This is a genomic window from Carnobacterium sp., assembly GCF_045617425.1.
In the GTDB taxonomy this organism is placed as follows: domain Bacteria; phylum Bacillota; class Bacilli; order Lactobacillales; family Carnobacteriaceae; genus Carnobacterium_B.
The window spans coordinates 127,872-152,502 of the sequence record NZ_JAZLIO010000022.1 but is presented as its reverse complement, the minus strand read 5'-3'; the positions used below and the strand labels follow the sequence as shown (position 1 = coordinate 152,502).

At 33.4% G+C, this 24,631-nt stretch carries 23 protein-coding genes and 1 other annotated feature; of the genes, 20 read left to right on the top strand and 3 right to left on the bottom strand.

Translation table 11 applies throughout. The annotated features are described in order from the left end of the window. Positions 1-75: 75 nt before the first annotated feature. From nrdR to ACKI3H_RS11825, 13 genes are all read left to right on the top strand, one after another. Positions 76-543, top strand: a complete 468-nt coding sequence (gene nrdR / locus ACKI3H_RS11885; protein ID WP_407372454.1) for a transcriptional regulator NrdR — start codon at positions 76-78, stop codon at positions 541-543. 25 nt (positions 544-568) lie between these two features. Continuing rightward, positions 569-2,023, top strand: coding sequence for a replication initiation and membrane attachment family protein (locus tag ACKI3H_RS11880; protein ID WP_407372453.1), 1,455 nt, complete (start codon positions 569-571; stop codon positions 2,021-2,023). A gap of 2 nt (positions 2,024-2,025) precedes the next feature. Further along, entirely contained in the window at positions 2,026-2,955 is a 930-nt protein-coding gene (gene dnaI / locus ACKI3H_RS11875; RefSeq protein ID WP_407372452.1) for a primosomal protein DnaI, read from the top strand. A 382-nt stretch (positions 2,956-3,337) separates the two neighbouring features. After that, complete coding sequence (gene thrS, locus ACKI3H_RS11870; protein ID WP_407372451.1) at positions 3,338-5,275, top strand: threonine--tRNA ligase; 1,938 nt, start codon at positions 3,338-3,340, stop codon at positions 5,273-5,275. A 44-nt stretch (positions 5,276-5,319) separates the two neighbouring features. Next, positions 5,320-5,462 (top strand) — a sequence feature (ribosomal protein L20 leader region). A gap of 28 nt (positions 5,463-5,490) precedes the next feature. After that, positions 5,491-6,012: a translation initiation factor IF-3 gene (gene infC, locus ACKI3H_RS11865; RefSeq protein ID WP_035022042.1), complete on the top strand. Its 522-nt coding sequence runs from the start codon at positions 5,491-5,493 to the stop codon at positions 6,010-6,012. A gap of 25 nt (positions 6,013-6,037) precedes the next feature. Then, positions 6,038-6,235, top strand: a complete 198-nt coding sequence (rpmI, locus tag ACKI3H_RS11860; RefSeq protein WP_407372450.1) for a 50S ribosomal protein L35 — start codon at positions 6,038-6,040, stop codon at positions 6,233-6,235. 107 nt (positions 6,236-6,342) lie between these two features. After that, positions 6,343-6,702, top strand: a complete 360-nt coding sequence (gene rplT / locus ACKI3H_RS11855; RefSeq protein WP_407372449.1) for a 50S ribosomal protein L20 — start codon at positions 6,343-6,345, stop codon at positions 6,700-6,702. Between the two features lie 308 nt (positions 6,703-7,010). Next, positions 7,011-8,690 carry an ABC transporter substrate-binding protein gene (locus ACKI3H_RS11850; protein ID WP_407372448.1) on the top strand — a complete coding sequence of 560 codons (1,680 nt, stop codon included), beginning with the start codon at positions 7,011-7,013 and terminating at the stop codon, positions 8,688-8,690. A 165-nt stretch (positions 8,691-8,855) separates the two neighbouring features. After that, the gene (locus ACKI3H_RS11845; RefSeq protein WP_407372447.1) at positions 8,856-10,514 is read left to right on the top strand and encodes a peptide ABC transporter substrate-binding protein; all 1,659 of its coding nucleotides are present in this window, start codon (positions 8,856-8,858) and stop codon (positions 10,512-10,514) included. A 175-nt stretch (positions 10,515-10,689) separates the two neighbouring features. After that, on the top strand, positions 10,690-11,775 hold the full coding sequence (locus tag ACKI3H_RS11840; RefSeq protein ID WP_407372446.1) for a M42 family metallopeptidase: 1,086 nt from the start codon (positions 10,690-10,692) through the stop codon (positions 11,773-11,775). Positions 11,776-11,982: 207 nt separating this feature from the next. Further along, positions 11,983-13,386, top strand: coding sequence for a protoporphyrinogen oxidase (gene hemG / locus ACKI3H_RS11835; protein WP_407372445.1), 1,404 nt, complete (start codon positions 11,983-11,985; stop codon positions 13,384-13,386). Positions 13,387-13,522: 136 nt separating this feature from the next. After that, entirely contained in the window at positions 13,523-14,269 is a 747-nt protein-coding gene (locus ACKI3H_RS11830) for an MBL fold metallo-hydrolase (RefSeq protein WP_407372444.1), read from the top strand. Between the two features lie 52 nt (positions 14,270-14,321). Beyond that, on the top strand, positions 14,322-15,341 hold the full coding sequence (locus tag ACKI3H_RS11825) for a lipoate--protein ligase (RefSeq protein WP_407372443.1): 1,020 nt from the start codon (positions 14,322-14,324) through the stop codon (positions 15,339-15,341). 46 nt (positions 15,342-15,387) lie between these two features. Here the strand turns inward: ACKI3H_RS11825 and trpS are convergent, their stop codons facing one another. Both trpS and ACKI3H_RS11815 read right to left on the bottom strand, forming a co-directional pair. Then, on the bottom strand, positions 15,388-16,392 hold the full coding sequence (trpS, locus tag ACKI3H_RS11820; protein ID WP_407372442.1) for a tryptophan--tRNA ligase: 1,005 nt from the start codon (positions 16,390-16,392) through the stop codon (positions 15,388-15,390). 91 nt (positions 16,393-16,483) lie between these two features. Then, positions 16,484-16,855, bottom strand: coding sequence for a DUF3899 domain-containing protein (locus ACKI3H_RS11815; protein ID WP_407372441.1), 372 nt, complete (start codon positions 16,853-16,855; stop codon positions 16,484-16,486). A 277-nt stretch (positions 16,856-17,132) separates the two neighbouring features. Between ACKI3H_RS11815 and opp3b the strand changes: the two genes are divergently transcribed. The 4 genes from opp3b to ACKI3H_RS11795 are packed head-to-tail and all read left to right on the top strand — an operon-like array spanning position 17,133 to position 21,172. After that, a complete protein-coding gene (gene opp3b / locus ACKI3H_RS11810; RefSeq protein WP_013710383.1) occupies positions 17,133-18,080 on the top strand; it encodes an oligopeptide ABC transporter permease in 948 nt (315 codons plus the stop codon). After that, the gene (gene opp3C / locus ACKI3H_RS11805) at positions 18,080-19,129 is read left to right on the top strand and encodes an oligopeptide ABC transporter permease (protein ID WP_407372440.1); all 1,050 of its coding nucleotides are present in this window, start codon (positions 18,080-18,082) and stop codon (positions 19,127-19,129) included. Before opp3b ends, opp3C begins: the two co-directional genes overlap by 1 nt. Positions 19,130-19,143: 14 nt before the next feature. Beyond that, the gene (locus ACKI3H_RS11800) at positions 19,144-20,229 is read left to right on the top strand and encodes an ABC transporter ATP-binding protein (protein WP_407372439.1); all 1,086 of its coding nucleotides are present in this window, start codon (positions 19,144-19,146) and stop codon (positions 20,227-20,229) included. Between the two features lies 1 nt (position 20,230). Beyond that, the gene (locus ACKI3H_RS11795; RefSeq protein WP_407372438.1) at positions 20,231-21,172 is read left to right on the top strand and encodes an ABC transporter ATP-binding protein; all 942 of its coding nucleotides are present in this window, start codon (positions 20,231-20,233) and stop codon (positions 21,170-21,172) included. 230 nt (positions 21,173-21,402) lie between these two features. Here the strand turns inward: ACKI3H_RS11795 and ACKI3H_RS11790 are convergent, their stop codons facing one another. After that, positions 21,403-21,606, bottom strand: a complete 204-nt coding sequence (locus ACKI3H_RS11790) for a hypothetical protein (protein ID WP_407372437.1) — start codon at positions 21,604-21,606, stop codon at positions 21,403-21,405. A 481-nt stretch (positions 21,607-22,087) separates the two neighbouring features. On the opposite strand from ACKI3H_RS11790, the gene spxA reads away from it, so the two are divergent. The 3 genes from spxA (at position 22,088) to ACKI3H_RS11775 (ending at position 24,609) form a co-directional block, all read left to right on the top strand. After that, positions 22,088-22,486: a transcriptional regulator SpxA gene (gene spxA / locus ACKI3H_RS11785; RefSeq protein WP_407372436.1), complete on the top strand. Its 399-nt coding sequence runs from the start codon at positions 22,088-22,090 to the stop codon at positions 22,484-22,486. Positions 22,487-22,637: 151 nt separating this feature from the next. Then, on the top strand, positions 22,638-23,309 hold the full coding sequence (locus tag ACKI3H_RS11780; protein WP_407372435.1) for an adaptor protein MecA: 672 nt from the start codon (positions 22,638-22,640) through the stop codon (positions 23,307-23,309). A gap of 124 nt (positions 23,310-23,433) precedes the next feature. Beyond that, a complete protein-coding gene (locus ACKI3H_RS11775) occupies positions 23,434-24,609 on the top strand; it encodes a competence protein CoiA (RefSeq protein WP_407372434.1) in 1,176 nt (391 codons plus the stop codon). The last annotated feature ends 22 nt before the right edge of the window (positions 24,610-24,631 follow it).

Below are 24,631 nucleotides of genomic sequence, written 5' to 3'. Positions count from 1 at the left end.
GTGGTATAATACAGTAAATAAGTGCGTACAAATAGAGTGTTACTAAGAATAACACTTAAGATAGGAATGATAAACATGCAATGTCCACGCTGTCAAAATAATGGTTCTAAAGTTGTCGATAGTCGTCCAGCAGATGATGGGCGTGCTATTCGCAGAAGGAGAGAATGTGAAGCATGCAATTTTCGCTTTACTACATTTGAACGAGTAGAAAAAACACCGCTTTTAGTTATTAAAAAAAATGGTACGAGAGAAGAATTTAATCGCGAAAAAATTCTAAGAGGATTGATTCGTTCATGCGAAAAACGACCTGTAGCAATGGAGCAAGTTGAAAAAATAGTTGATGAGGTAGAAAATCAAATCAGAGGGTTAGGCGAAAATGAAATTGCTTCTGCTATTATTGGAGAATATATTATGGAAAAATTAGCCGACGTAGATGAGGTAGCTTATATACGTTTTGCTAGTGTTTACCGCCAATTCAAAGATATGAGTGTCTTTTTAAAAGAATTACAAGAATTTGAAAGAAAAAAAGCTGAAAAAAATTAATTGAAACAGAAAGGTGGGAGTCGTTTTGGGGTATCCATGGAAAAACTTAAGTCCCAAGGATGGTTTTTTAGTCAAACAACAAGCATTGCTTTCGGATATCGATCAAAAAATTCTCACTTTTTTGTATCAACCTTTAGTAGGAAATGCTGCATACAGTCTTTATATGACTTTGTGGACAGAGATAGAACAAGAGAATTATTGGAGTGAAGGTATCTTACATTCAGAATTGCTAGCTTTGTTAAATATTGGTATTCCTGAATTGTATCAAGCTAGAATTAAATTGGAAGCAATAGGATTAATTAAAACGTACCTTCAAACAAGTCCGACAAAGTTAATTGTCTATGAATTACAGGCTCCCCAAACAAGTGATGTCTTTTTTAAGGATGATCTATTGAGTTTGTTGTTATTAGAAAAAGTAGGAGAACGAAAATTTAAAAAATTAAGAAATCGCTTTGTTGTAGAAACCATTGATAAAAATAAGTTTCAAGAGATCACAAAGTCTTTCTTGGATGTATTTCAGTTTGATGCTGAATTATTAAAAAGAGAGAAAGAATTACTTAAACAACCGGTTTCTTATATTAGCAATACAAGTTCTACAAGACCCAAAGTTGATCCTAAAACATTTGATTTGAAATTCTTTTATACTGGGTTAAATCACCAATATGTTAACCGTTCCTCGATTACTAAAGAAATTGAAGAGACAATTTTGGTGTTGCATACGCTATATGGCTTAGATGAGTTAGCTATGCAACAGTTCGTATTAAATGCTTCGGATATCGAAACGGGTAAAATTGACGAAAAAAAATTGAAAAAGTTAGCGTATGATGATTACCACAATAAAAATCAACAAAATATCTCGTTAAAAGACGTTGTGGAAAAAGATATAGAAGTAGATGCCAACCAACAAAAAATGCGTGAAACAGAACTAACTAAAAGAGGATTAACGAAAGAAGACATTGCCGTTATTGAGGTGAGTGAGCAAATAAGCCCGGTTGATTTTATGAATTCTATTAAAGACCAAAAAGGCGGGTTTGTCACAAAACCAGAAGAATGGACACTGGAAGAAATTGTCAAAAAAGCTAACTTGCCAACGGCTGTTATCAATATTTTGATTCACTATATTTTAGTGGTAAGGAATAACCCAACATTGGATCAAAAATTAGCTTATAAAATCGCGAATGATTGGGCACAAGAGAAAGTTCTTGCACCTGAAGAAGCGATTCAAAAAGTGAAAAAAATGTATTCTGAAAATGCTGAGAAACGACAACAACAAGAAAATCGTAGCAAATCATATACGCAAAACAGAGGCAAAGCAAATTATGGCAATCAAACGACTATAAGAAAAGAAACGCTTCCTGATTGGGCTAAAGATGAAAATAGTCAAATGCAAGAAACACCGATGAGTGAAGAAGAAAAACAATCATTTATGGAACGTTTGAAACGAATTCAAAATTTTGGAAAAGGAAAAGAAGGTGAATAATAATGGAGGATATTGGTGAAAGTCTAACGCGAATGATTAAAGAACGAAACTTGAATCATAAATATGAGGAATTGATCCAAGAAGTATTAGATGATCCAGATGTCATGCAATTTATTGAAGACAATCGCCAAAAATTAGACGATGAAGCAATTGTCAAAAGTTATGCTAAGTTGTATGAATATGTACAAGAAAAAAAGAAATTTCATTTAAACAAAGGTATGATGGCGCCTGGTTACCATCCTAAATTGATTTTAAACTATCACTACATTGACGTAACCTATGTACCTTCTGCTGAGTTAATCGCTAGGCAAAAAGAATTAGAAATCAAAAATCGTATTTATTCTATGGATATGCCTAAAGATGTACGGAATGCTAAATTAGTAGACTTTGAGTTAACGGATGAACGGAGGTATGTTATTTCAGAAGCATATAATTTTATTGATGCTTATATGGCTAATCCTAAAGGCTACCATAAAGGGTTGTATTTACAAGGATCATTTGGTGTAGGGAAAACCTATCTTTTAGGTGCATTAGCACATGAATTAGCTAAAAACGGTTTTCCTTCTACGCTTATGCACTTTCCATCATTTGCAGTGGAAATGAAACAGTCTATTGGCAAGAATAACACCGGTGAAAAGTTAGAGTTTGTAAAAAAAGCCCCAATATTTATGTTAGATGATATTGGCGCGGATTCTATGTCTAGTTGGATAAGAGACGATGTATTAGGAGTCATTTTACAGTACCGCATGCAAGAACAACTGCCTACTTTTTTCTCTTCTAATTTTGATATGAGACAACTTGAAGAAGAGCACTTAAGAGTAACTCAAAGAGGCGAAGATGAACCATTAAAAGCAAAAAGAATAATGGAAAGGGTTCGTTATCTAGCTAAAGAAGTAAAAATGACGGGTTCTAATCGACGCCATCTCCAATAAAGAAATAAAAAATACACATCCTTTCCTTGAAATTAGACGTAAAAAGTGCTTTAATGATAGATATAAAAGAAATCATTGAGAAAGACACCAAAACTTGGTTGCGATTTTTTTAGAGAAGAAAACAATGCTGAAAGTTTTCTAATTTCGTTCTTGTTTTGACCCCTTTCGAGTGCCACTGTGAACCTATTCGTATTAGCAGTTGGACGTTTAGCTAGCGTTAACAGCTTAGAGTGAATTTAGTGTGTTTGCTAAATTCTGAATCTGGGTGGAACCACGTAATGAACGTCCCTTTTATGGTATTTTACATACTATAAAAGGGGCTTTTTTATATTCTAGCTGAACAAAGATGATATTTTTAAATTAGAATATGGAGGAATAAACTATGTCAGAAATTACTATTACGTTTCCAGATGGAGCAGTAAAATCTTTTCCAGCAGGTTCGTCTACAAAAGATATTGCTGAAAGTATTAGCAAAGGTTTAGCTAAAAAAGCATTAGCTGGTAAATTTAACGGAGAATTAGTGGATTTAGTACGTCCGCTAGAAGTAAATGGTGAGATTGAAATCATTACACCTGATCATGAAGATGCCTTACAAATTTTGCGTCATTCTACTGCTCACTTGATGGCAAATGCATTACGTCGTTTGTATCCAGATATAAAATTTGGAGTGGGTCCTGCCATTTCAACTGGATTTTACTATGACACAGATTCTGAAGCACCAATAACAGATGAAGATATTCCAAAAATTGAAGCTGAAATGATGGCAATTGTAAAAGAAAACAATCCTATTGTTCGTAAAGAAGTTACACGTGAAGAAGCGTTAGAAATCTTCAAAGATGATCCTTATAAAGTAGAATTGATTACAGCTTTACCTGAATCAGAAAAAATCACAGTGTATGACCAAGGTGATTTTGTGGATTTATGTCGTGGTGTCCATGTCCCATCTACAGGTCGTATTCAAGTATTTAAATTGTTATCTCTTGCAGGTGCCTACTGGAGAGGAAACTCGGATAATAAAATGATGCAACGGGTTTACGGAACAGCATTCTTTGATAAAAAAGACTTGAAAGAGTTTATAAAAATGCGTGAAGAAGCTAAATTACGTGATCACCGTAAGTTAGGTAAAGAATTAGACTTATTCATGATTTCTCCTGAAGTTGGCTCTGGTTTGCCGTTCTGGTTGCCAAAAGGCGCTACGATTCGTCGTACAATTGAACGTTACATCGTTGACCGTGAAATCAGTTTAGGTTATCAACATGTCTACACACCTATTATGGCTGATGTAAACCTATATAAAACTTCTGGTCATTGGGACCATTATCATGAAGACATGTTTCCACCTATGGATATGGGAGATGGCGAAATGCTTGTCTTGCGCCCAATGAACTGCCCACATCATATGATGGTATACAAAAACGATGTGCATAGCTACCGTGAGTTGCCGATTCGAATTGCTGAATTAGGACAAATGCATCGCTACGAAAAAAGTGGGGCTTTATCAGGATTACAAAGAGTCCGTGAAATGACTCTGAATGATGGACATACATTCGTACGTCCAGATCAAATTGAAGAAGAATTTAAACGTACATTGGAATTGATGTTAGCTGTATACAGTGATTTCAATATTACTGATTATCGTTTCCGTCTAAGTTACCGCGATCCTAATAACACAGAAAAATATTATGACGATGACGGTATGTGGGAAAAAGCCCAAACAATGCTTAAAGCAGCTATGGATGATATGAAACTAGAATATTTTGAAGCAGAAGGCGAAGCAGCTTTCTATGGTCCTAAACTAGACGTACTAGTAAAAACAGCTATTGGAATTGAAGAGACACTTTCAACGATCCAACTAGACTTTTTACTTCCAGAACGTTTTGATCTAACATATGTAGGAGAAGATGGTGAAAATAATCACCGTCCTGTAGTTATTCACCGTGGTATCGTTTCTACAATGGAGCGGTTTGTAGCTTACTTGATCGAAGAATATAAAGGGGCGTTTCCTACTTGGTTAGCACCGGTTCAAGCGACAATTATTCCAGTTAATTTAGATATGCATATAGATTATGCTTATGAGATCAAAAAACAATTGGAAAGTATTGGAATGCGCGTAGAAGTTGACGAGCGCAACGAAAAAATGGGGTATAAAATACGTGCTTCTCAAACACAAAAAATACCTTATCAATTAGTTGTTGGAGATAGTGAAGTTCAAGATAACACGGTTGCGGTACGTAAGTATGGCGAGAAAGCAACTGAAACAATTCGGTTAACTGATTATTTAGAAAAAGTTTCATCAGAAATAAAAAACTTTAGCAACTAATCATTGACATTCTAGATTCAATAAAGTATAATAAATGAGTTGAGAAAATCAAGCAGAAGCACCCGCTTCTCGCCTAAGTTGACGAAAGTGTCTCTGGGCTAGATATAAACGATGATAACTTGCATTCGGTGTGAGTTAGAAATTATTTATAGGCGGGTTCATAATGAACTCGTCTATTTTTCTGCTGTTCTTTCTCTCAAATCTAATGGAGGTGTATGACCATAGCAAAAGATATGATGGTAAATGACGGCATTCGTGCACGTGAATTACGCGTTATTGGTAGTAATAGCGAACAACTTGGTGTAATTACAAAAAGTGAAGCGTTAAAACTTGCAGAAGAAGCAAACTTAGACTTAGTACTAGTAGCTCCAAAAGCAAAACCGCCTGTAGCACGTATTATGGATTACGGTAAATTCCGTTTTGAGCAACAGAAAAAAGAACGTGAAGCCCGTAAAAATCAAAAAGTCATAAGTATCAAAGAAGTAAGATTAAGTCCTACTATTGATTTGAATGATTTTAATACTAAATTACGTAACGCGCGTAAGTTCCTTGAAAAAGGAGATAAAGTAAAGGCTTCAATCCGATTTAAAGGTCGTGCCATTACTCATAAAGGTATTGGTAAGGAAGTGTTGGATCGTTTAGCTAAAGAAACAGCTGATATTTCAACTATTGAATCAGCTGCTAAAATGGATGGTCGTAGCATGTTCTTAATTTTAGCACCAAAGAATGAAAAGTAAGAGTATTTTGAGGAGGAAATAACAAATGCCAAAACAAAAAACACACCGTGGTTCAGCAAAACGGTTCAAAAGAACAGGTAACGGCGGATTAAAACGTCACCATTCTAAAACAAGCCATATGTTTGCAAATAAATCACAAAAACAAAAACGTAAATTACGTAAATCAACAATGGTATCTTCTAGTGATATGAAACGTATCCGTCAACAATTAGCTAAATGGTAAACTTTTACCTTAGCGTATTTTAGTTCATTTTAAAAATGAACGAATGTAATTTAAATTAGTCAAAAGAGTTTTCTTGTAGAGAAAACATCTTAGAGGAGGAAATTAATATGCCACGTGTAAAAGGTGGAACGGTTACTCGTAAACGTCGTAAAAAAATATTAAAATTAGCAAAAGGGTACTACGGTTCAAAACATATTTTATTCAAAACTGCTAAGCAACAAGTAATGAAATCTTATACTTATGCTTATAGAGACCGTCGTCAAAAGAAACGTGATTTCCGTAAATTATGGATCGCACGTATCAATGCAGCTGCTCGTTTAAATAACATGAGCTACAGCACATTTATGCATGGTCTTAAATTAGCAGAAATCGATGTTAACCGTAAAATGTTAGCTGAGATTGCTGTTACAGATGCTCCTGCATTTACAGCGTTAGCTGAACAAGCTAAAACTGCGTTAAACAAATAAATAATATTTTAAAAGCTATTTCACTATTCTGTGAGATAGCTTTTTTTTTGGAATAATAATAAAATTAAATGTGTCAGATTTGTAACAAATAAAACGAAATTTTTAATAAGTAAAACTAATTAGAAAACTATATGTATAGGCATTGTTCATAAAAATAATGAGTATATGGTTAGGATAATAAATTTTTATTACATTATTTTAATAATTCTTATTGAAATTGTGATAATAAGATGATAATATAATTTGAGTAAACTAATATTGAGTTATTGATTATTAGAAGAATTGAAAAAGAAATAGGGGGATTTAATATGAAAAAGAGTAAATTAGTTAGTTTATTAGGTTTAACAGCTACATCTGCATTAATTTTAGCAGCTTGTGGTGGAAATGATGGAGAAACAGCAAGTAGTGAAAGTTCTACTGCCGGTACTTCTTCTGAAGAACAAGTACTTAACTTGATTGAATCTGCAGAATTACCTAATATGGATTCAGCAAAATCAACAGACGTAGTAAGTGGTACTGTTTTAAATAACGTAAATGAAGGCTTATATCGTCAAAACCCAGAGAATAAACTTGAATTAGGAATGGCTGAGGAAGAACCTGAAGTCAGTGAAGACGGATTAACGTACACTTTTAAAATCAGAGAAGATGCAGTTTGGTCTAATGGTGAACCCGTTACAGCAAATGATTTTGTCTATGCTTGGCAACGTTTAGCAACTCCTGAAACAGCTGCTGAATACTCGTATATGATTGACGGTGTTGTTGAGAATGCTTCTGCAATCTTAACTGGAGAAATGGAACCTTCAGAATTGGGTGCTACAGCTGTTGATGAAAAAACTTTAGAAGTTCAATTAGAAAAAGCTGTGCCTTACTTCAAAGATTTACTAACACTTCCTATGTTTTTACCACAAAATGAAGCTTTTGTAACAGAACAAGGTGAAAATTACGCAACTAATAGTGAAACCGTTCTTTATAATGGACCTTTTGTATTGGACGAATGGGATGGAACTGGCTTAAGCTGGGTGTTGAATAAAAATGAAGAGTACTGGGATGCAGAAACTGTCGTGTTAGATGCAATAAATGTTGATGTAGTTAAAGAAACATCTACTGCAATCAACTTATACGATACAGGAGCAGTTGACCGTATTACATTATCAGGTGAATATGTACAAACAAAACAAGGCGATCCTGAATTGAAAACTCAACCAACATCATCTGTTTTCTACTTTAAATTTAACCAAGAACGTGATGGAGAAGAAACACCTTTAGCTAATGAAAATATTCGTAAAGCTATTGCAATGGCGTTTGATAAACAAGCTTTTGCTGATACAGTTCTTCAAAACGGTTCTATTCCAGCTAATGGGTTAGTTCCAGCTGAATTAGCTGTTGATCCTGCTGCAGGTGAAGATTTCCGTGAACAAAGTGGAGATTTATTAACTTATGACGTTGAACAAGCGCAAGAGTATTTTGAAGCAGGTTTAGAAGAGTTAGGTGTAGATTCACTTACTTTAGAAATTTTAGGTGATGATACTGAAAATGCTAAAAAATCTCTAGAATTTATGCAAGGACAATTGACTTCAAATCTACCAGGTTTAGAAATTAATTTAAGAAATGTTCCATTTAAAGTTCGTTTGGATGCAGATACGAATCAAGATTACGATATCGAAATGGCTGGTTGGGGAGCTGACTATGCAGATCCAATCAACTTCTTAGAATTGTTCCATTCAGAAAATGGGAACAATAAATCAAGCTACTCTAATCCTGATTACGATGCATTAGTTGAAAGTGCTCAAACAAACGTAACAGATTTAGAAGGCCGTTGGGAAGATATGTTAGAAGCTGAAAAAATCTTAATGGAAACAGGCGGAATTGCACCAATTTATCAACGTGCATACTCTGTTTTAGAAAAAGATTATCTTAAAGATTTCTCAAGTCACTTAACAGGTGCAGAATACTCATACAAATGGGCTTCAATTGACGGAAAAGAATAAAACACAAAAAAAGAGCGAATTATATTCGCTCTTTTTTTGTGTTTAGTATGTGAGAAGGATAAGATTCCTATTAGAGTAAGTAAATACTCATTTCTCTCTCTTTTAAATGATGATAAAATGAAGAAGTTATGAATATTTCATTATGATTCATTAGGAGGAAAAGAAGTGGAAAAGAAAAAATATCTTCAGTTAATGGGGTTATCACTAGCTTCCGTTAGTTTATTAGCAGCTTGTGGTGGAAACAAAGAAGAATCGACAACAAATACAAATGGAAACGACAAACAAGAATTAAACTTAATTGAGTCAGCTGAATTACCAACAATGGATTCAGTATTAGCTACGGACGCTGTTAGTTTCAATGTAATGAACAACGTTAATGAAGGGCTATACCGTCAAGGACCAGAGGGTGAACTTGTTTTAGGAATGGCTGCTGAAGAACCAGAAATCAGTGAAGATGGATTGACTTACACCTTTAAAATCAGAGAAGATGCTGTATGGTCAAACGGTGACCCTGTAACAGCTAGCGACTTTGTTTTCGCATGGACACGCTTGGTAACACCTGAAACTGCTGCAGAGTACTCTTATATGATTGATGGAGTAGTAGCAAACGCAACGGCTATTTTACAAGGTGAAATGGAACCGTCTGAACTTGGAGTGACAGCTGTTGATGATAAAACGTTAGAAATCCAATTAGAAAAAGCAGTTCCTTATTTTGAAAGTTTGACAACATTGTCAATGTTCTTCCCTCAAAATGAAGCATACGTTACAGAACAGGGTGATGCTTATGCTTCAAATAGTGATCACGTTCTTTATAACGGACCTTTTGTACTAGATGAATGGGACGGAACCGGTTTAAGCTGGGTATTAAACAAGAACGAAGATTATTGGGATGCAGAAACTGTTGAATTAGATACAGCTAATATTGATGTTATCAAAGAAACATCAACTGCTTTGAATTTATATGATACTGGATCAATTGACCGTATGATTTTATCAGGCGATTACGTACAAACTCAACAAGGTAATCCAGACTTACAAACTCAGCCAACATCTACTGTAGCATACCTTAAATTCAATCAAAAACGTGATGGAGAAGAAACAGCTTTAGCAAATGAAAATATTCGCAAAGCTATTGCCATGGCTTTTGATAAACAAGCATATGTTGATACAGTTCTTCAAAATGGTTCTATCCCAGCTAACGGACTTGTTCCACAATCATTAGCTGTTGATCCATCAACTGGAGAAGACTACCGTGATCAAAACGGTGATCTATTGACATTTGATCTTGAACAAGCTCAAGAATATTGGGAAAAGGGATTACAAGAATTAGGAGTAGATTCTTTATCATTAGAAATTTTAAGTGATGATACTGAAAATGCTAAAAAATCAATTGAGTTTTTACAAGGACAATTAACACAAAACTTACCGGGATTAGATATCTCATTAAGAAATGTACCATTTAAAGTACGTCTAGATGCTAACAGCAATCAAGATTATGACATTCAATTAGCATTATGGGGAGCAGATTATGCTGATCCTATCAATTTCTTAGAATTATTCCAATCAGAAAATGGAAATAATAAATCTAGCTATAGCAGCGCTGATTACGATGCACTAATTGAAAGTGCTCAAACAAATGTGACAGATTTAGAATCACGTTGGCAAGATATGCTCGATGCAGAAAAAGTATTAATGGATGAAGCTGGTATTGCACCAATCTATCAACGTGCTTATGCAGTATTAAAAAAGGACTATGTTCAAGATTTTACAACATATTTAGTTGGAGCAGAATGGTCGCTTAAATGGACATCTGTTACAAAATAAGTTAAATTGAAAATTAGTATATCAATGATAAAGAAAGGGCCTGGACTTCTGTTCATGGCTCTTTCTTTGTTATTATCACTGGAAAATACTAAAATGTAAAAAATCAGCTTAAGAACCTATTTAATTATAAAGAATGTTATAATTAAACGTATAAATTAAATTGGAGGCGTATATTATGGAAGAAACAGAACTAAAGATGTTAAAAGAATTAACCGATGCAAAAGGGATTTCAGGAAACGAAGGACAAGTAAGAGAGGTATTTGTAAAATATGCTGAGCCTAATGCTGATAGTATTAGCTTTGATGGATTGGGTAGTGTCATTGCCAAAAGTATTGGAGATAAAACTGGGCCAAAAGTATTGTTTGCTGGACATTTAGATGAAGTCGGCTTTATGGTAACAAACATTACTGAAGAAGGTTTTATTAAATTTCAAACGATTGGTGGTTGGTGGGCACAAGTAATGTTGGCTCAACAAGTTCAAATTACAACTGGGAAAAATAATGTTATTCATGGAGTGATTGGATGTAAACCACCACATGTTTTAACTGCCGAAGTACGCAATAAAGCATATGATGTTCAAGAGATGTTTATTGATATTGGAGCTTCATCAAAAGAAGAAGTCGTAAATTGGGGAATCAAGCCGGGAGATATGGTAACACCATATACAGAGTTCAGACGCTTAAATGAATCTAAATTTTTATTAGCTAAAGCTTGGGACAATCGTATTGGAACAGCTGTTACTTTAAAAGTATTAGAAAATTTAAAAGCCGAAGGACATCCTAATAAAGCATTTGCTGTTGGAAATGTACAAGAAGAAGTGGGGTTAAGAGGTGCAAAAACAGCAACTCATTTAGTCGATCCGGATATTGCTTTTGCATTAGATACAGGTACAGCTGGTGATACTCCAGGGATGACTGAAAAAGAAGCCGATTCTAAATTAGGAAAAGGCCCACAAATCATCATTTATGATGCTTCAATGATAGCTCATAAAGGCTTACGTGACTTTGTGGTATCTGTTGCAGAAGAGTTAAATATACCTTTCCAATATACCGTGATTGCAGGTGGAGGAACAGATGCAGGAAGTCAGCATGTAAGTAAAAATGGGATACCAGCATTAGCAATTACAGTTGCGACGCGTTACTTACACTCCCATACTTCAGTTATTCATGAAGACGATTATTTGAATACTGTAAAACTAGTCACAGAAGTCATCAAGCGTTTAGATAGCGATACAGTTGAAAAAATTAAATACCATAGTTAAAATTTTAAGATGAGCTTTAAAAATAAACTAAGTTACATATATCTATTATATGTAACTTAGTTTATTTTTCGTCTAAATTGACTTTTCTTTATGACAGATTCATGAATTTTTGACTAATCTTTTATAGATAAACTAGAATAACGTTTCTTTTTATTAAAATAACAAGTAAAATAGATGTAATAAATAAAAACGAGAGGGGGGAAATAAATGAAGAGAGCCAAAAAGAGAATTGCAGTAATAGGCGGCGGAATAACAGGGCTCGTTACAGCTTATCGAATAAAACAGCAAATTGTAAATGAACAGCTGCCTTTTGAACTTATTTTATTAGAGTCTGCTCTAAAAGTCGGTGGTAAAATTTACACCATGAAGGTAGGTAACAACTACTTTGATCTAGGTGCTGAGTCAATCGATATTCGTTATCCCGAGGCTATGGATTTAATTAAAGAATTAGGTCTGATGGAGCAGTTAATTTATAGTGAAGGAAATAAGCCAGATATCTTTTTTTACAATAAGTTGCACAGTCTTAATTACCCAACTTATAAAGGTATTCCAGTGAGAAAAATGGATATTTGGAAAAGTGACTTACTAACGTTTCAAGGAAAAATGGCTAGTTTTAAAGATAATCTATTTCCCTTAAAACCCTTAGATAAAGACATTCAAATGAGCCTATATCTTAAAAGTCGATTCGGAGAAGAATTAGTAGAACATATTGTTGAGCCTTTCTTTTCAAAAGTTTATGCTAGTGATTTGGATGAAATGGGAATTAAATCTTCCAAAGAAGTTATTTATTCATTAGAACAAAAGTATGGAAGTTTATCAAATGGTATCAAGCATCATCCTGAGTTATTGGATGGTTCTGGTAATTACGTTACTTTCCAAAAGGGATTAGCTGTTTTAACGGATAAACTAACTGAAATTCTAAAACCGCATATTCAAACAAGTAAAAAAGTTTTTGAAATTAAAGAAGGTACGGAAGGCACTTATATTATTGATATTAACCGAAAAGAACAGATGCGGGTTGGTGCAATTTGCATAGCAACACCAGTAACCGAATACTCAAAACTAATAAAAAATGAAAGATTTGGACAAACATTTGATCAAGTCGAAACAGCGTCTATTGGATATATTTTATTTAAGTTTAAAAAATCAGCTATTAAAAATGAACCAACTGGTTTTGGTGTAGTGACCCCTAGAAGAAATGATTCGTATGTAACATCAATTGTGTTTTTAAATAAAAAGTGGCCATTTCTTAAAGATGAAGAAGATGTCTTTATCGGAGTAAGCTTTGGTAGAAAAGGTGAAGACCTACTTGTTACATTGGGCAATAAAGACATAGAAGAATCGATATTAAAAGACTTGGAAATCATACTTGGCATTACTGATAAGCCAATAAACCGAATTGTAAAACGATGGCCTGACGCAATACCTCAATACACTGTGGACCAGGAAGAAAAAACAAAAGAAATGATAGAAATGTTAAACTATGAATATCCGGGAATTTATATCTCTGGAATAGGGCTAGAAGGTTTTGGAATCAATCAATGTATTGGCCAAGCAAATAGAACAAGTAAAAATATAGTTGAACATATAAAAAAACAAAATTGTGTTTAACATAAAAATCTAATTGCTTATAATAAAATAAAAGACTCCTTTTTAAAATAAAAAGGTTTTTTTTATTTTAAACTGAGCCGTCTTGGTGTAAGGTGTTAGAGAAATGATAAATAAAAAACAGAAGCGGGGGATAAAAATGAAGTTAACCATTTTAGGCTTTTGGGGTGGATATCCAACGAATAATTCAGGTACAAGTTCGTATTTATTAGAAGCTGAAAACTATCACCTATTAATTGATGCAGGGAGTGCTTCCTTAATTGCTTTAGAAAATCACTTAGATCCATTACAGTTAGATGCTGTAATTTTATCTCATTACCACTATGATCATATTGCTGATTTAGGGGTGTTGCAATTTACACGTCAATTGAAGAGGATGAAAAATAATCTTGAGCGAGCTCCAATGCTGCCTATTTATGGACATGCAGGAGATAAGGAAAATTTTAAGCAGTTAACGATGGATCTTGTAAGTGAAGGCATAGAATACGAAGAAAATGAAAAAATATATATTGGTCCTTTCGAAATTCACTTTATGAAAACTTTACACCCGGTGGAATGCTACGCTATGAGAATTATAGAAGTAAAAACAGGAAAGACTCTTGTCTATACCGCTGATTCTGGTTACTTATCTGACTTTATTTCTTTTAGCAAAGATGCTGACATCTTGCTAGCAGATACGAATTTTTTTAACGGAATGGAAAACCATCGCGTTCACATGACCGCTTCTGAAGTAGGAAGGATTGCAAATGAAGCAAATGTAAAAAAAATTATTTTGACACATTTACCTCAAGAAGGAGACTTACAGCTTTTAAAAGCTCAAGCCATTAGTGAAACGCCAAGAACAGAAGTCGTATTGGCTAAAAAAGACCTCACAATTGAAATTTAACAAAAACAATATATAGAGAACAAAGAAAGAAGCCAGGAATGAGGAAAATTAAATGTATTATGTCAAAAATGTCCGTAATGGAAAAGAAATAACAGATCCATCTATTAACTTAGCGATTGAATACCACTTATTAAATAATGTCGTATTTGATGAACCAATTTTACTCTTTTATATTAATGAACCTTCTATTATAATTGGAAGAAATCAAAATACGATTGAAGAAATTAACACAGATTACGTTGAAAAAAAGAATATTCACGTAGTTCGTCGATTTTCAGGTGGTGGAGCGGTATACCATGATTTAGGAGTATTTTGTTTTTGTTTTATTACTAAAGATGATGGAGATTCATTTCGTGATTTCGGTAAATTTACAGAGCCTATAATTGATTCTTTACACAAAATGGGAGTAGAAGGCGCTAAACTTGAAGGTAGAAATGATTTATTGATTAATGGACAAAAATTTTCTGGAAATGCGATGTATTCAAAAAATGGTCGAATGACCGCACATGGTACAATCATGTTTGATAGTGATATTGAAGAAGTCGTGAACGCCCTTAAGGTAAGAAAAGATAAAATAGAGTCAAAAGGAATTAAATCAATAAGAAGCCGTGTAACAAATATAAAACCTTATTTATCTGATGACTATCAATTCTTAAGTACAAAAGAATTCCGCGACCGTTTATTGCTGAACATTTTTGATGTCAATACTCCTGAAGAAATTAAGGAGTATAAATTGACTGATGAGGATTGGAAACAGATTGAAGAACTGTCTGGAAAATATTTTAATAATTGGGATTGGAACTATGGGAAATCACCAAAATTTGAGTTAGTTCGTCGTCATCGTTTTTCTATTGGTTCAGTAGAATTCAAAATGAACGTAGACAAAGGTTTTATCCAAGATATCCGTATTTTTGGGGATTTCTTTGGATTAGGAGATATTTCTGATGTGGAAGAACAATTGAACGGAACTAAGTACGATGTAACATCAATAAGTGAGGCTCTTGATGACATAAATATCAAGAAGTACTTCGGAAATATTACTAAAGAAGAATTAATACATTTAATATACTAAAATAAAAAGCCGTTAGATTAGGAATTCTAACGGCTTTTCATTTTTATTATTTTCGTTTTCTGCCTAAGCCAATAGCATTTCTCATTTTCAAGAGAGTTTTATCAGCTACCATGCGTGCTTTAATGGCACCTTCATCCAAAATAGAGTCTAATTCATCTGAATTGATCAATTCATCATGTTTAATTTGAATAGGTTCTAATACCGAAACGATAGCTTCCCCCAGATCTTCTTTAAATTTACCATACCCACTATCTTGGTAACGATCTACTAATTCAGGAATATTAAAATCAGTAAATGAAGCGTAAATGGTTAATAAATTAGAAATACCAGGTTTATTTTCAGGATCATACTCAATCACACCACTTGAATCTGTTACAGCACTCTTGATTTTTTTACGAATAGTTGCGGGTTCGTCCAACATTGAAATAAAACTTTTTTTATTCTCATCAGACTTACTCATTTTTTTCAAGGGATCTTGTAAACTCATGATTCGTCCACCAGATTCTGGTATGTTTACTTCTGGCGTTGTAAGCAATTGATTGCCATTACCGTATTTATTGTTAAATCGACTAACAAAATCTCTGGTTAATTCTAAATGTTGCTTTTGGTCATCTCCCACAGGAACTAAGTCAGATTGATAAAGAATAATATCGGCTACCATTAGAGGAGGGTAAGTCAATAAACCAGCTGATACACCAGCACGATTATTTTTTGCAGATTTATCTTTAAATTGTGTCATCCGTTCTAATTCACCTAAACTAGTATTGCATTGGACGATCCAAGCAGCTTCAGCATGTGCAGAGACTTCAGATTGAATAAAAATAGTTGCTTTTTTTGGATCTAGTCCGATAGCTAAGTATAATGCAGCAAGACTTTTCGTTTGTTGTCTAAGCTTCAATGGTTCTTGTTGTACCGTAATTGCATGTTCATCCACGATACAAAAATAACTTGTATAACTTTCTTGTAAATCAATAAACTGTTTCATCGCTCCAATGTAATTTCCAATAGTAGGAGTTCCACTGGGCTGGATACCTGAAAAAATTGTCTTCATTAATTTTACACCCCTTAATTCTAAATACATTAATTATTATACGCTATTTTAAGTTGAATTAAATGATTTGTTCATAACAACTACTAAATAATCATCTTTCAATAAGGTAATAAGCTAATAAAGTAAGAATACAAACAATTAACAAGGCTGAACCTACTTTTAAAAAAAAATAATATCCTTTTCCGAATACTTTCGAAAGTGGTTTAACATGTAATTCTTCATCTGAGTTTCTACCTTTTCGAATATTAAAAGCAGCTTTTCTCATACTGTAGTTAAAAAAATCAAAAAATCCTGAAGAAAAAGATGCGCCAAAAAGACCAATAATAAGAAAGAAGGCAGCTCCATAGAAAGTAAGATTTGTAGTATGATAAAATGAAAGTTCTCTATAAATAATAAGTTCTAATAGTATACATAAAACGAGTATAGCTAAAAAGATCCGAACAGGTGTAAATTTTTGTTTCACTTAATTTCCTCCTTGAAGTAGAAAAATAATCGTTCTCAATCCATTATAAAGGAATACAATGAAAAATGTATGAATAAAATTAGATAGAGGTAATGATTTATCTTTTGTAAAACAATACGTTTTCTATTTGATTTCTAATCACATTTTAATCTTTAGGTAGAATATGATAGCTTAATTCAAAAAAGTTTTGCAAAATTGCTTTTGACAAGCTATTCTATATAGTATATTCTTTTTTGTAGGAGAATTAAAATTAAAATTGTTGGAGGTGCTTTAATCGATGAAAAGTTATGCTAGATTTTTAGGAAAGCGTGTATTATACATGTTATTGACATTATTTTTAATTGCATCGATTACTTTCTTCTTAATGAAGCTTTTACCAGGTACTCCATATAGTAACCAGGATAAACTTTCAGAAGAACAAATCTATATTATGAATGAACAATATGGATTAAACGAACCGGTTGCGGTTCAGTATTTAGTGTATATCGGGGGATTGCTTAAAGGGGATTTAGGAACATCATTCCAATTTAACAATACTCCTGTAACAAAACTGTTATCTACGCGTATAGGGCCATCCTTGCAGCTAGGTATTCAAGCAGTCGCACTTGGGACAATACTAGGTATTGTTTTAGGAGTAATCGCAGCAATGTATCAAAACACATGGATTGATACATTAGCAACATTTTCAGCAATTTTAGGTAGATCCATTCCTAACTTTGTTATTGCAGTATTATTGCAACTTATTTTTGGAGTATATCTACAATGGTTCCCAATTGCTTTATGGGATGGTGGATTCAGTTCATCTGTTTTGCCAACATTAGCATTAACGATATCTCCGTTAGCCGATTCTGCTCGTTTTATTAGAACAGAAATGGTAGATGTACTGAGTAGTGATTACGTTGAATTAGCAAGAGCAAAAGGGTTAAGCAGATGGACAGTTGCATTTAAACATGGTGTTCGTAATGCTTTGATTCCATTAGTTACGATTTTAGGGCCTATGGCAGTTGGTTTAATGACAGGTTCAATGGTTGTAGAAAATATTTATGCTATTCCAGGAATTGGAGAACAGTTCGTTAAATCAATTATGACAAATGATTACCCTACCATTATGGGTGTAACCATTCTTTATTCTGCTATGTTAGTATTTATCATTTTAGTTGTAGATATTTTATACGGAGTAATTGACCCACGTATTCGTGTTTCTACAGAAGGAGGGGACAAATAATGCATAATCAAGATAATACTCCTGTTGCAGATGAATTAAAGAATCTGTCTCCTGACATGTTTGCTCCAGCATCTGAGTCAAGTATTCAAGATAACGAAAAAATTGCAGCACCTTCATTAAGTTTTATTCAAGACTCATGGAGAAGATTGAAAAAAAATAAAGCGGCCGTAATTAGTCTGATTATTCTAACAATTATGATTATTCTAACAATTGCAGCTCCGCTTGTTGCACCGCATGACCCAAATGTTCAAACTGTAGAGTTTGCAAGTTTACCTCCTAAAATTCCGGGAATCGGAATTGATGGATTAAATGGAACTCAAGCGGTTGGAGATACACGTGTAGATAAATATGCTGAAAAAGGCGTTCCTGAAGATCAATACTATATTTTAGGTACAGACAGTTTAGGACGTGATTTACTTTCACGTATTCTTTATGGTACTCGTGTTTCCTTAATAATTGCATTTGTTGCAGCATTTTTTGACTTAACGATAGGTGTAACTTATGGTTTAGTTTCAGGATGGTGCGGCGGGAAAATTGATAATTTCATGCAACGTGTCTTAGAAATATTATCAGGAGTTCCTAACTTAGTAGTAGTTATCTTGATGCTCTTGGTTTTAGATCCAGGTATTATGTCAATTATTATTGCGTTAGCTATTACTGGTTGGATTTCAATGGCCAGGGTAGTTCGTGCACAAACGTTGAAATTGAAAAATCAAGAATATATCTTAGCAGCCCGTACTTTAGGTGAATCTTCAATAAAAATAGCATTTAAACATTTAATTCCAAATTTATCAGGTGTTATCATTATTCAAACCATGTTCTCAATACCGTCTGCTATTTTCTTCGAGGCATTCTTGAGTTTCATCGGTATAGGTATTCCTGCACCAACAGCGTCATTAGGAACACTGATTAATGATGGATACAAAACATTCCGCTTCTTACCTCATTTAATGTGGTATCCAGCAGCAGTTATTTGTATTTTAATGATTTCATTTAACTTGTTAGCAGATGGTTTGCGTGATGCATTTGATCCAAAAATGAAAGATTAGCGAGGTGAAAATGAATGAGCAATGTATTAGAAGTTAAAGATTTAGAAATCACATTCGACACTTATGCTGGTAAAGTAAAAGCTATCCGCGGTGTCAGTTTCGATTTAAAAAAAGGTGAAACATTAGCTATCGTAGGGGAATCCGGTTCTGGGAAATCTGTTACTACTCGTAGCATTATGCGTTTGCTGTCACAAAATGCAAATGTTGAAAATGGAGAAATCCTTTTTAATGGTGAAGATCTTATAAAAAAATCTGAAAAAGAAATGCAAGCTATTCGTGGTAAAGAAATTGCAATGATTTTTCAAGATCCTATGACATCTCTTAATCCAACAATGACCATTGGAAAACAAATTTCTGAACCAATTCGTTTACATCAAAAATTAAACAAAGAAGATGCAAATAAAAGAGCGTTAGAATTGTTAAATTTAGTTGGTTTACCTGATGCAGAAAGACGTATGAAACAATACCCTCACCAATTTTCTGGTGGACAAAGACAACGTATTGTTATTGCGATTGCTCTTGCATGTAATCCTGAAGTACTAATTGCTGATGAACCAACAACAGCTTTAGATGTAACGATTCAAGCACAAATCTTAGATCTTATGAAAGAACTGCAAAAGAAAATTGCAACTTCTATTATTTTCATTACACATGATTTAGGTGTAGTAGCTAATGTTGCAGATCGTGTTGCGGTTATGTATGCAGGTAAAATTATAGAAATTGGAACAGTGGATGAAATCTTTTACAATCCTCAACACCCATACACATGGGGACTGATCAGCTCTATGCCTACCTTAGAAATTACGGAAACACTTTATGCTATCCCAGGGACTCCACCAGATTTATTGGATCCACCAAAAGGGGATGCATTTGCTCCACGAAATGCATTTGCTATGAAAATTGATACAGAATTAGAACCACCATACTTTAAAGTTTCTGAAACACATTTAGCTGCAACGTGGTTATTACATCCCGATGCACCTGCTGTTGAACCACCACCAGAAATTAAAGCACGTCAAAAAATTTATGAAGAAAAATTTGCCCCACTCCATGCATCTTTAAAAAGTGCTAAGACTGAAGTCAAGGGAGGGGTAAACTAAGATGGAAAATAGAGAAAAGATTTTAGAAGTTAGAGGTCTAAAACAGTATTTCAACAAAGGAACAAAAAATGAAGTTCGTGCCGTAGATGATGTTACTTTTGACATCTATAAAGGTGAAACTTTTGGTTTAGTTGGTGAATCTGGTTCTGGTAAATCAACAACCGGTCGTTCAATCATTCGATTATATGATCCAACAGCTGGAGAAATTGATTTTGAAGGTACCAAAGTTCATGATATTTCTGGTAAAAAAGATATGTTGAAGTTCAGAAGAGATATGCAAATGATTTTCCAAGATCCATATGCATCTTTGAATCCAAAAATGAAAGTTCGCGATATTATCGCAGAAGGTATCGATATTCATGGCTTAGCTACTTCTACGGAAGACAGAAATAACCAAGTAAATGAACTGTTAAAAACAGTTGGGTTAAATCCAGACCATGCTTCTCGTTACCCACATGAGTTCTCAGGTGGACAAAGACAACGTATTGGAATTGCTAGAGCTCTTGCCGTTAAGCCTAAATTTATCATTGCTGATGAACCAATTTCTGCATTAGATGTTTCAATTCAAGCGCAAGTTGTCAATTTATTAATGGAGTTGCAAAAAACACAAAAATTAACGTTCTTGTTTATTGCCCATGATTTATCAATGGTTAAGTACATTAGTGACCGTATTGGTGTAATGAATACTGGTAAATTACTTGAGTTAGCACCTGCTGATGAAGTGTACAATACTCCATTGCATCCTTATACAGAAAGTTTATTGTCTGCTGTACCTTTACCAGATCCTGAATATGAACGTAATCGTGTGCGTACTCCTTATATTCCTCGTGAATCAAATGGAGAACCTGAAGAGTTACGTGAAATTTCTCCAGGGCATTATGTTTACTGTAGAGAATCTGATGTTGCTGCTTTGAAAGAAAAGAAAGCAAGCTACACAAAATAATTAAGTAAAAGCTATAAAGAAAACTGAACTGATCCCTGTCAAATAGACAGTGTAAAAAATAAAAACTTGTTGGTTTTAGACTTATGTATATACATAAGTCTTTTTTTGTGCAGTCCTTCCTTTGAAGGAAGATTAGCGAGCCAACAGATACTCTCTACGGAATTCCAAAGTGAGATAGGGCGTTGAATTTCAAAGGGGTTCAACATTCATTCTAGTTTTATATAAATTGATTAATTCCTTGTTCCAGTATTGAGAGTATTAAACTGTTTACGATAATAATATTCTGCTTTAATCAAACCGAAAAAACATTCAATCGGTTGGGTATCCAAACATTGGCTTGCTCTGGACATACTTTGAGTAAAGCCATATTCATATAGATACTTCAACACGGCATATTGTTTTTCATCGATTGTCCCTTGTTTATTTTTACGCAAAAATACCCCCATATTATAAACAATAGAATTTTTTATTATTTCTACTGTTTATAATATGGAGGCATATCAAACTGATAAAATCTATTTTATAGATTTTTTGTTGTTTTTAAAATAGCATGAATACTTTATAAAATAACTTTAGAAACAGAGAGTGCGTATAGCAGATTCAAGTTAAATAAAATAATGTTTGTTTTGAAACATTATTTTATTTAGAATGAATTCTTATTTATATTCATTGTTATTATTCTTATTTAAAAAAAAGCTTTATTAAATAAGGTTTTTCTATGTTTAAATGTGAACTAAAAAAAAAATTCTGTAAATTTAAGGTTAAAATTAAGTATAAGTGACAAAAAGATGGCAAAAAGGGTAGTAATTTTAAAATGGATGTTTTATAATATTCTTGTAAGGCATTTCATAGTTTCATTAACAGTCCTCAATTTTTTTGAACGATCTATCTGATTAAAAAAGGAGAGAATAACATATGGTAACTTTATATACATCGCCTAGTTGCACATCATGTCGTAAAGCAAGAGCTTGGTTAGAGGAAAACAATATTACTTATAAAGAAAGAAATATTTTTTCTGAACCACTGAAGATTGATGAAATAAAATCAATCTTAAGAATGACAGAAGATGGTACAGAAGAAATCATTTCGACTCGCTCTAAAGTATTTCAAGAACTAAATGTCGATCTTGATGACTTACCTTTAAACGAATTGTTTGATTTGATTCAAGATAATCCAGGACTTTTACGTCGACCAATCATGGTAGATGAAAAGAGATTACAAGTTGGGTATAACGAAGATGAAATCCGTCGCTTCTTGCCTCGTGAAGTAAGAGCACTTGAATTAAAACAAGCACAACTGATAGTTGGATACTAGTAATGAGGTAAAACTACACATCCCAAGGGTGTCGTAGTTTTTTTTGGTACATTTAACTTTACATTTTGTTTATTTCCTTTAGAATGGTTATATAGATTATTCATTAGTTGAATTGTTTTAACGATGAAGAAGAGAAATGAGGTGTAGGACTATGGAAATGGAACACATTAACGAAAACACCATCCGTGTATTAATTGAAAATGCTGATTTGGAAGAAAGAGGCGTAACATTTTTAGATCTTTTAGGAAACCACAAACAAATTGAAAATTTCTTTTATAGTATCTTAGAAGAAGTGGATGTTGACGAACAATTCCATGAATCTGATGCCATAACATTTCAAGTATTGCCAAATGGAAATGGTCTAGAATTGTTTATTAGTAAAGGTGGTCCATTAAACGACCAATTAGACTTTTCTTCAGCATCTGAGAATCTTAACTCAGATGAATTCTCCCAATATATAAAAAAACAAATGGTACAAAACTTAGAAAAATCCGAAGCTGAGATTGATGAAACTGCAGATCACATTGAAGATGAAACTAAAGAAGTTGTTTTGAGGTTTAATCAGTTTGAAGATATGATTGAATTATCAAAAATGATGCATGTAGATAAAGCGCGTTCTAATCTCTTTCTTTACAAAGAAAGCTATTATTTGAATCTAGTCTTTTTTGTTAGTGAAATGACTGAAAGAAGTGCTGAGGAAGAAATTTCTCTCGCGCTAGAGTTTGCTGAAAAAACATCAGTTACTCAAGGGATTTTAGAAGAACATGGAAAAATGCTTATGGAAAAAAATGCTTTAGAACTGACACGTCATTACTTTAAATAAATTAAATAGTATTAAATTGGGAATCAAAGAAAGTTTATCTTTCTTTGATTTTTTTTGTTAGTAGCGTTCTCACCTTCTTTGCGGATAGTTTAAGTAGAATAGCACAGAGAGGGGATCAAATATAATGTTAATCGCAGTAAGTAAGGGGAACCAGTATATTAATGCATTAGACGTGCAGAAAAATCCAAAACAAAAGAGGGACTATTATTGCCCAAGTTGTAAAGAACCCGTTTTTCTTAAAAAAGGAGCAGTCAAACAAGCTCATTTTACTCATTTTCAAAAAAACGACTGCACTGTTTTTTCAGAAGGAGAAACGCAAGAACATATTTCAGGGAAAAAGATACTTTTTCGGTGGTTCACACAACAAGAAATACCATGCCAACTTGAAGCCTATTTACCGAATTTAAAGCAACGACCAGATTTATTGGTCTGGTTAGATGATCAGACGCCAGTAGCTATAGAGTTTCAATGCAGTACACTTTCTGTTGAAAGAATGATAGAACGAACATTAGGTTATACTGAAAAAGGGTATAAAGTATACTGGATCTTAGGACAAAATTTCCATTTTAAAAATAAACTAACGAGTTTTCAGCGATTATTTATACAGGAACATAAAAAAATTGGGTGCTACTTTTTAGAATTACATATAGAAACCAACGATATGGTCATCCATTATGATATCAGTCAAAAAGGAAATTCATCATGTGTAATTTCTCAATACTGTTATTTAAAGATGGATGAAAGTACTAGTTTAAATGCAATAATCTACCAGTTCATGAATTACTCAAAACACAATAAATTAGAACCTGAAAAAAAGTTGATTCAAAGTCATTATTTTTTAAATAGGGGGAGGAACTATCAAGTACCGATAATAGTGGACTTCCAAAAGTACATTTATAAAAAAGGGGATTCGTTGGTTTCTTTGCCTCTAGAAGTTTATCTGCCTGTGAAAAATCAATTATTTATTAAAACACTTTCTTACTTTTGGAAATATCAGTTTCTAGAATGGATAATGGAAAGAAACAGTGGAGAAATTATATCTAAAAAAGAAATAGACCGACAAACTACAATAATGTTGAAAAATAATGATCTCAAATTTTACGTTATGCCTCTCATCTCTGATGAAAGTAAAAGGAAGTGCGTCGCTCATTTTATCACGTTATTGAATAAAAGGGGTCTCTTAATAGCTATTTCTCAGTCAGAATGGATGGTACAAAAGGAACCGCAGAGGTATAGTAATGAAAAGGAAAAGGTAACAGAGTTTTTAATATTAGATAGGTCTTTTATTGTGGACTCATAAGAGAGAATATTAAGGAATTTTC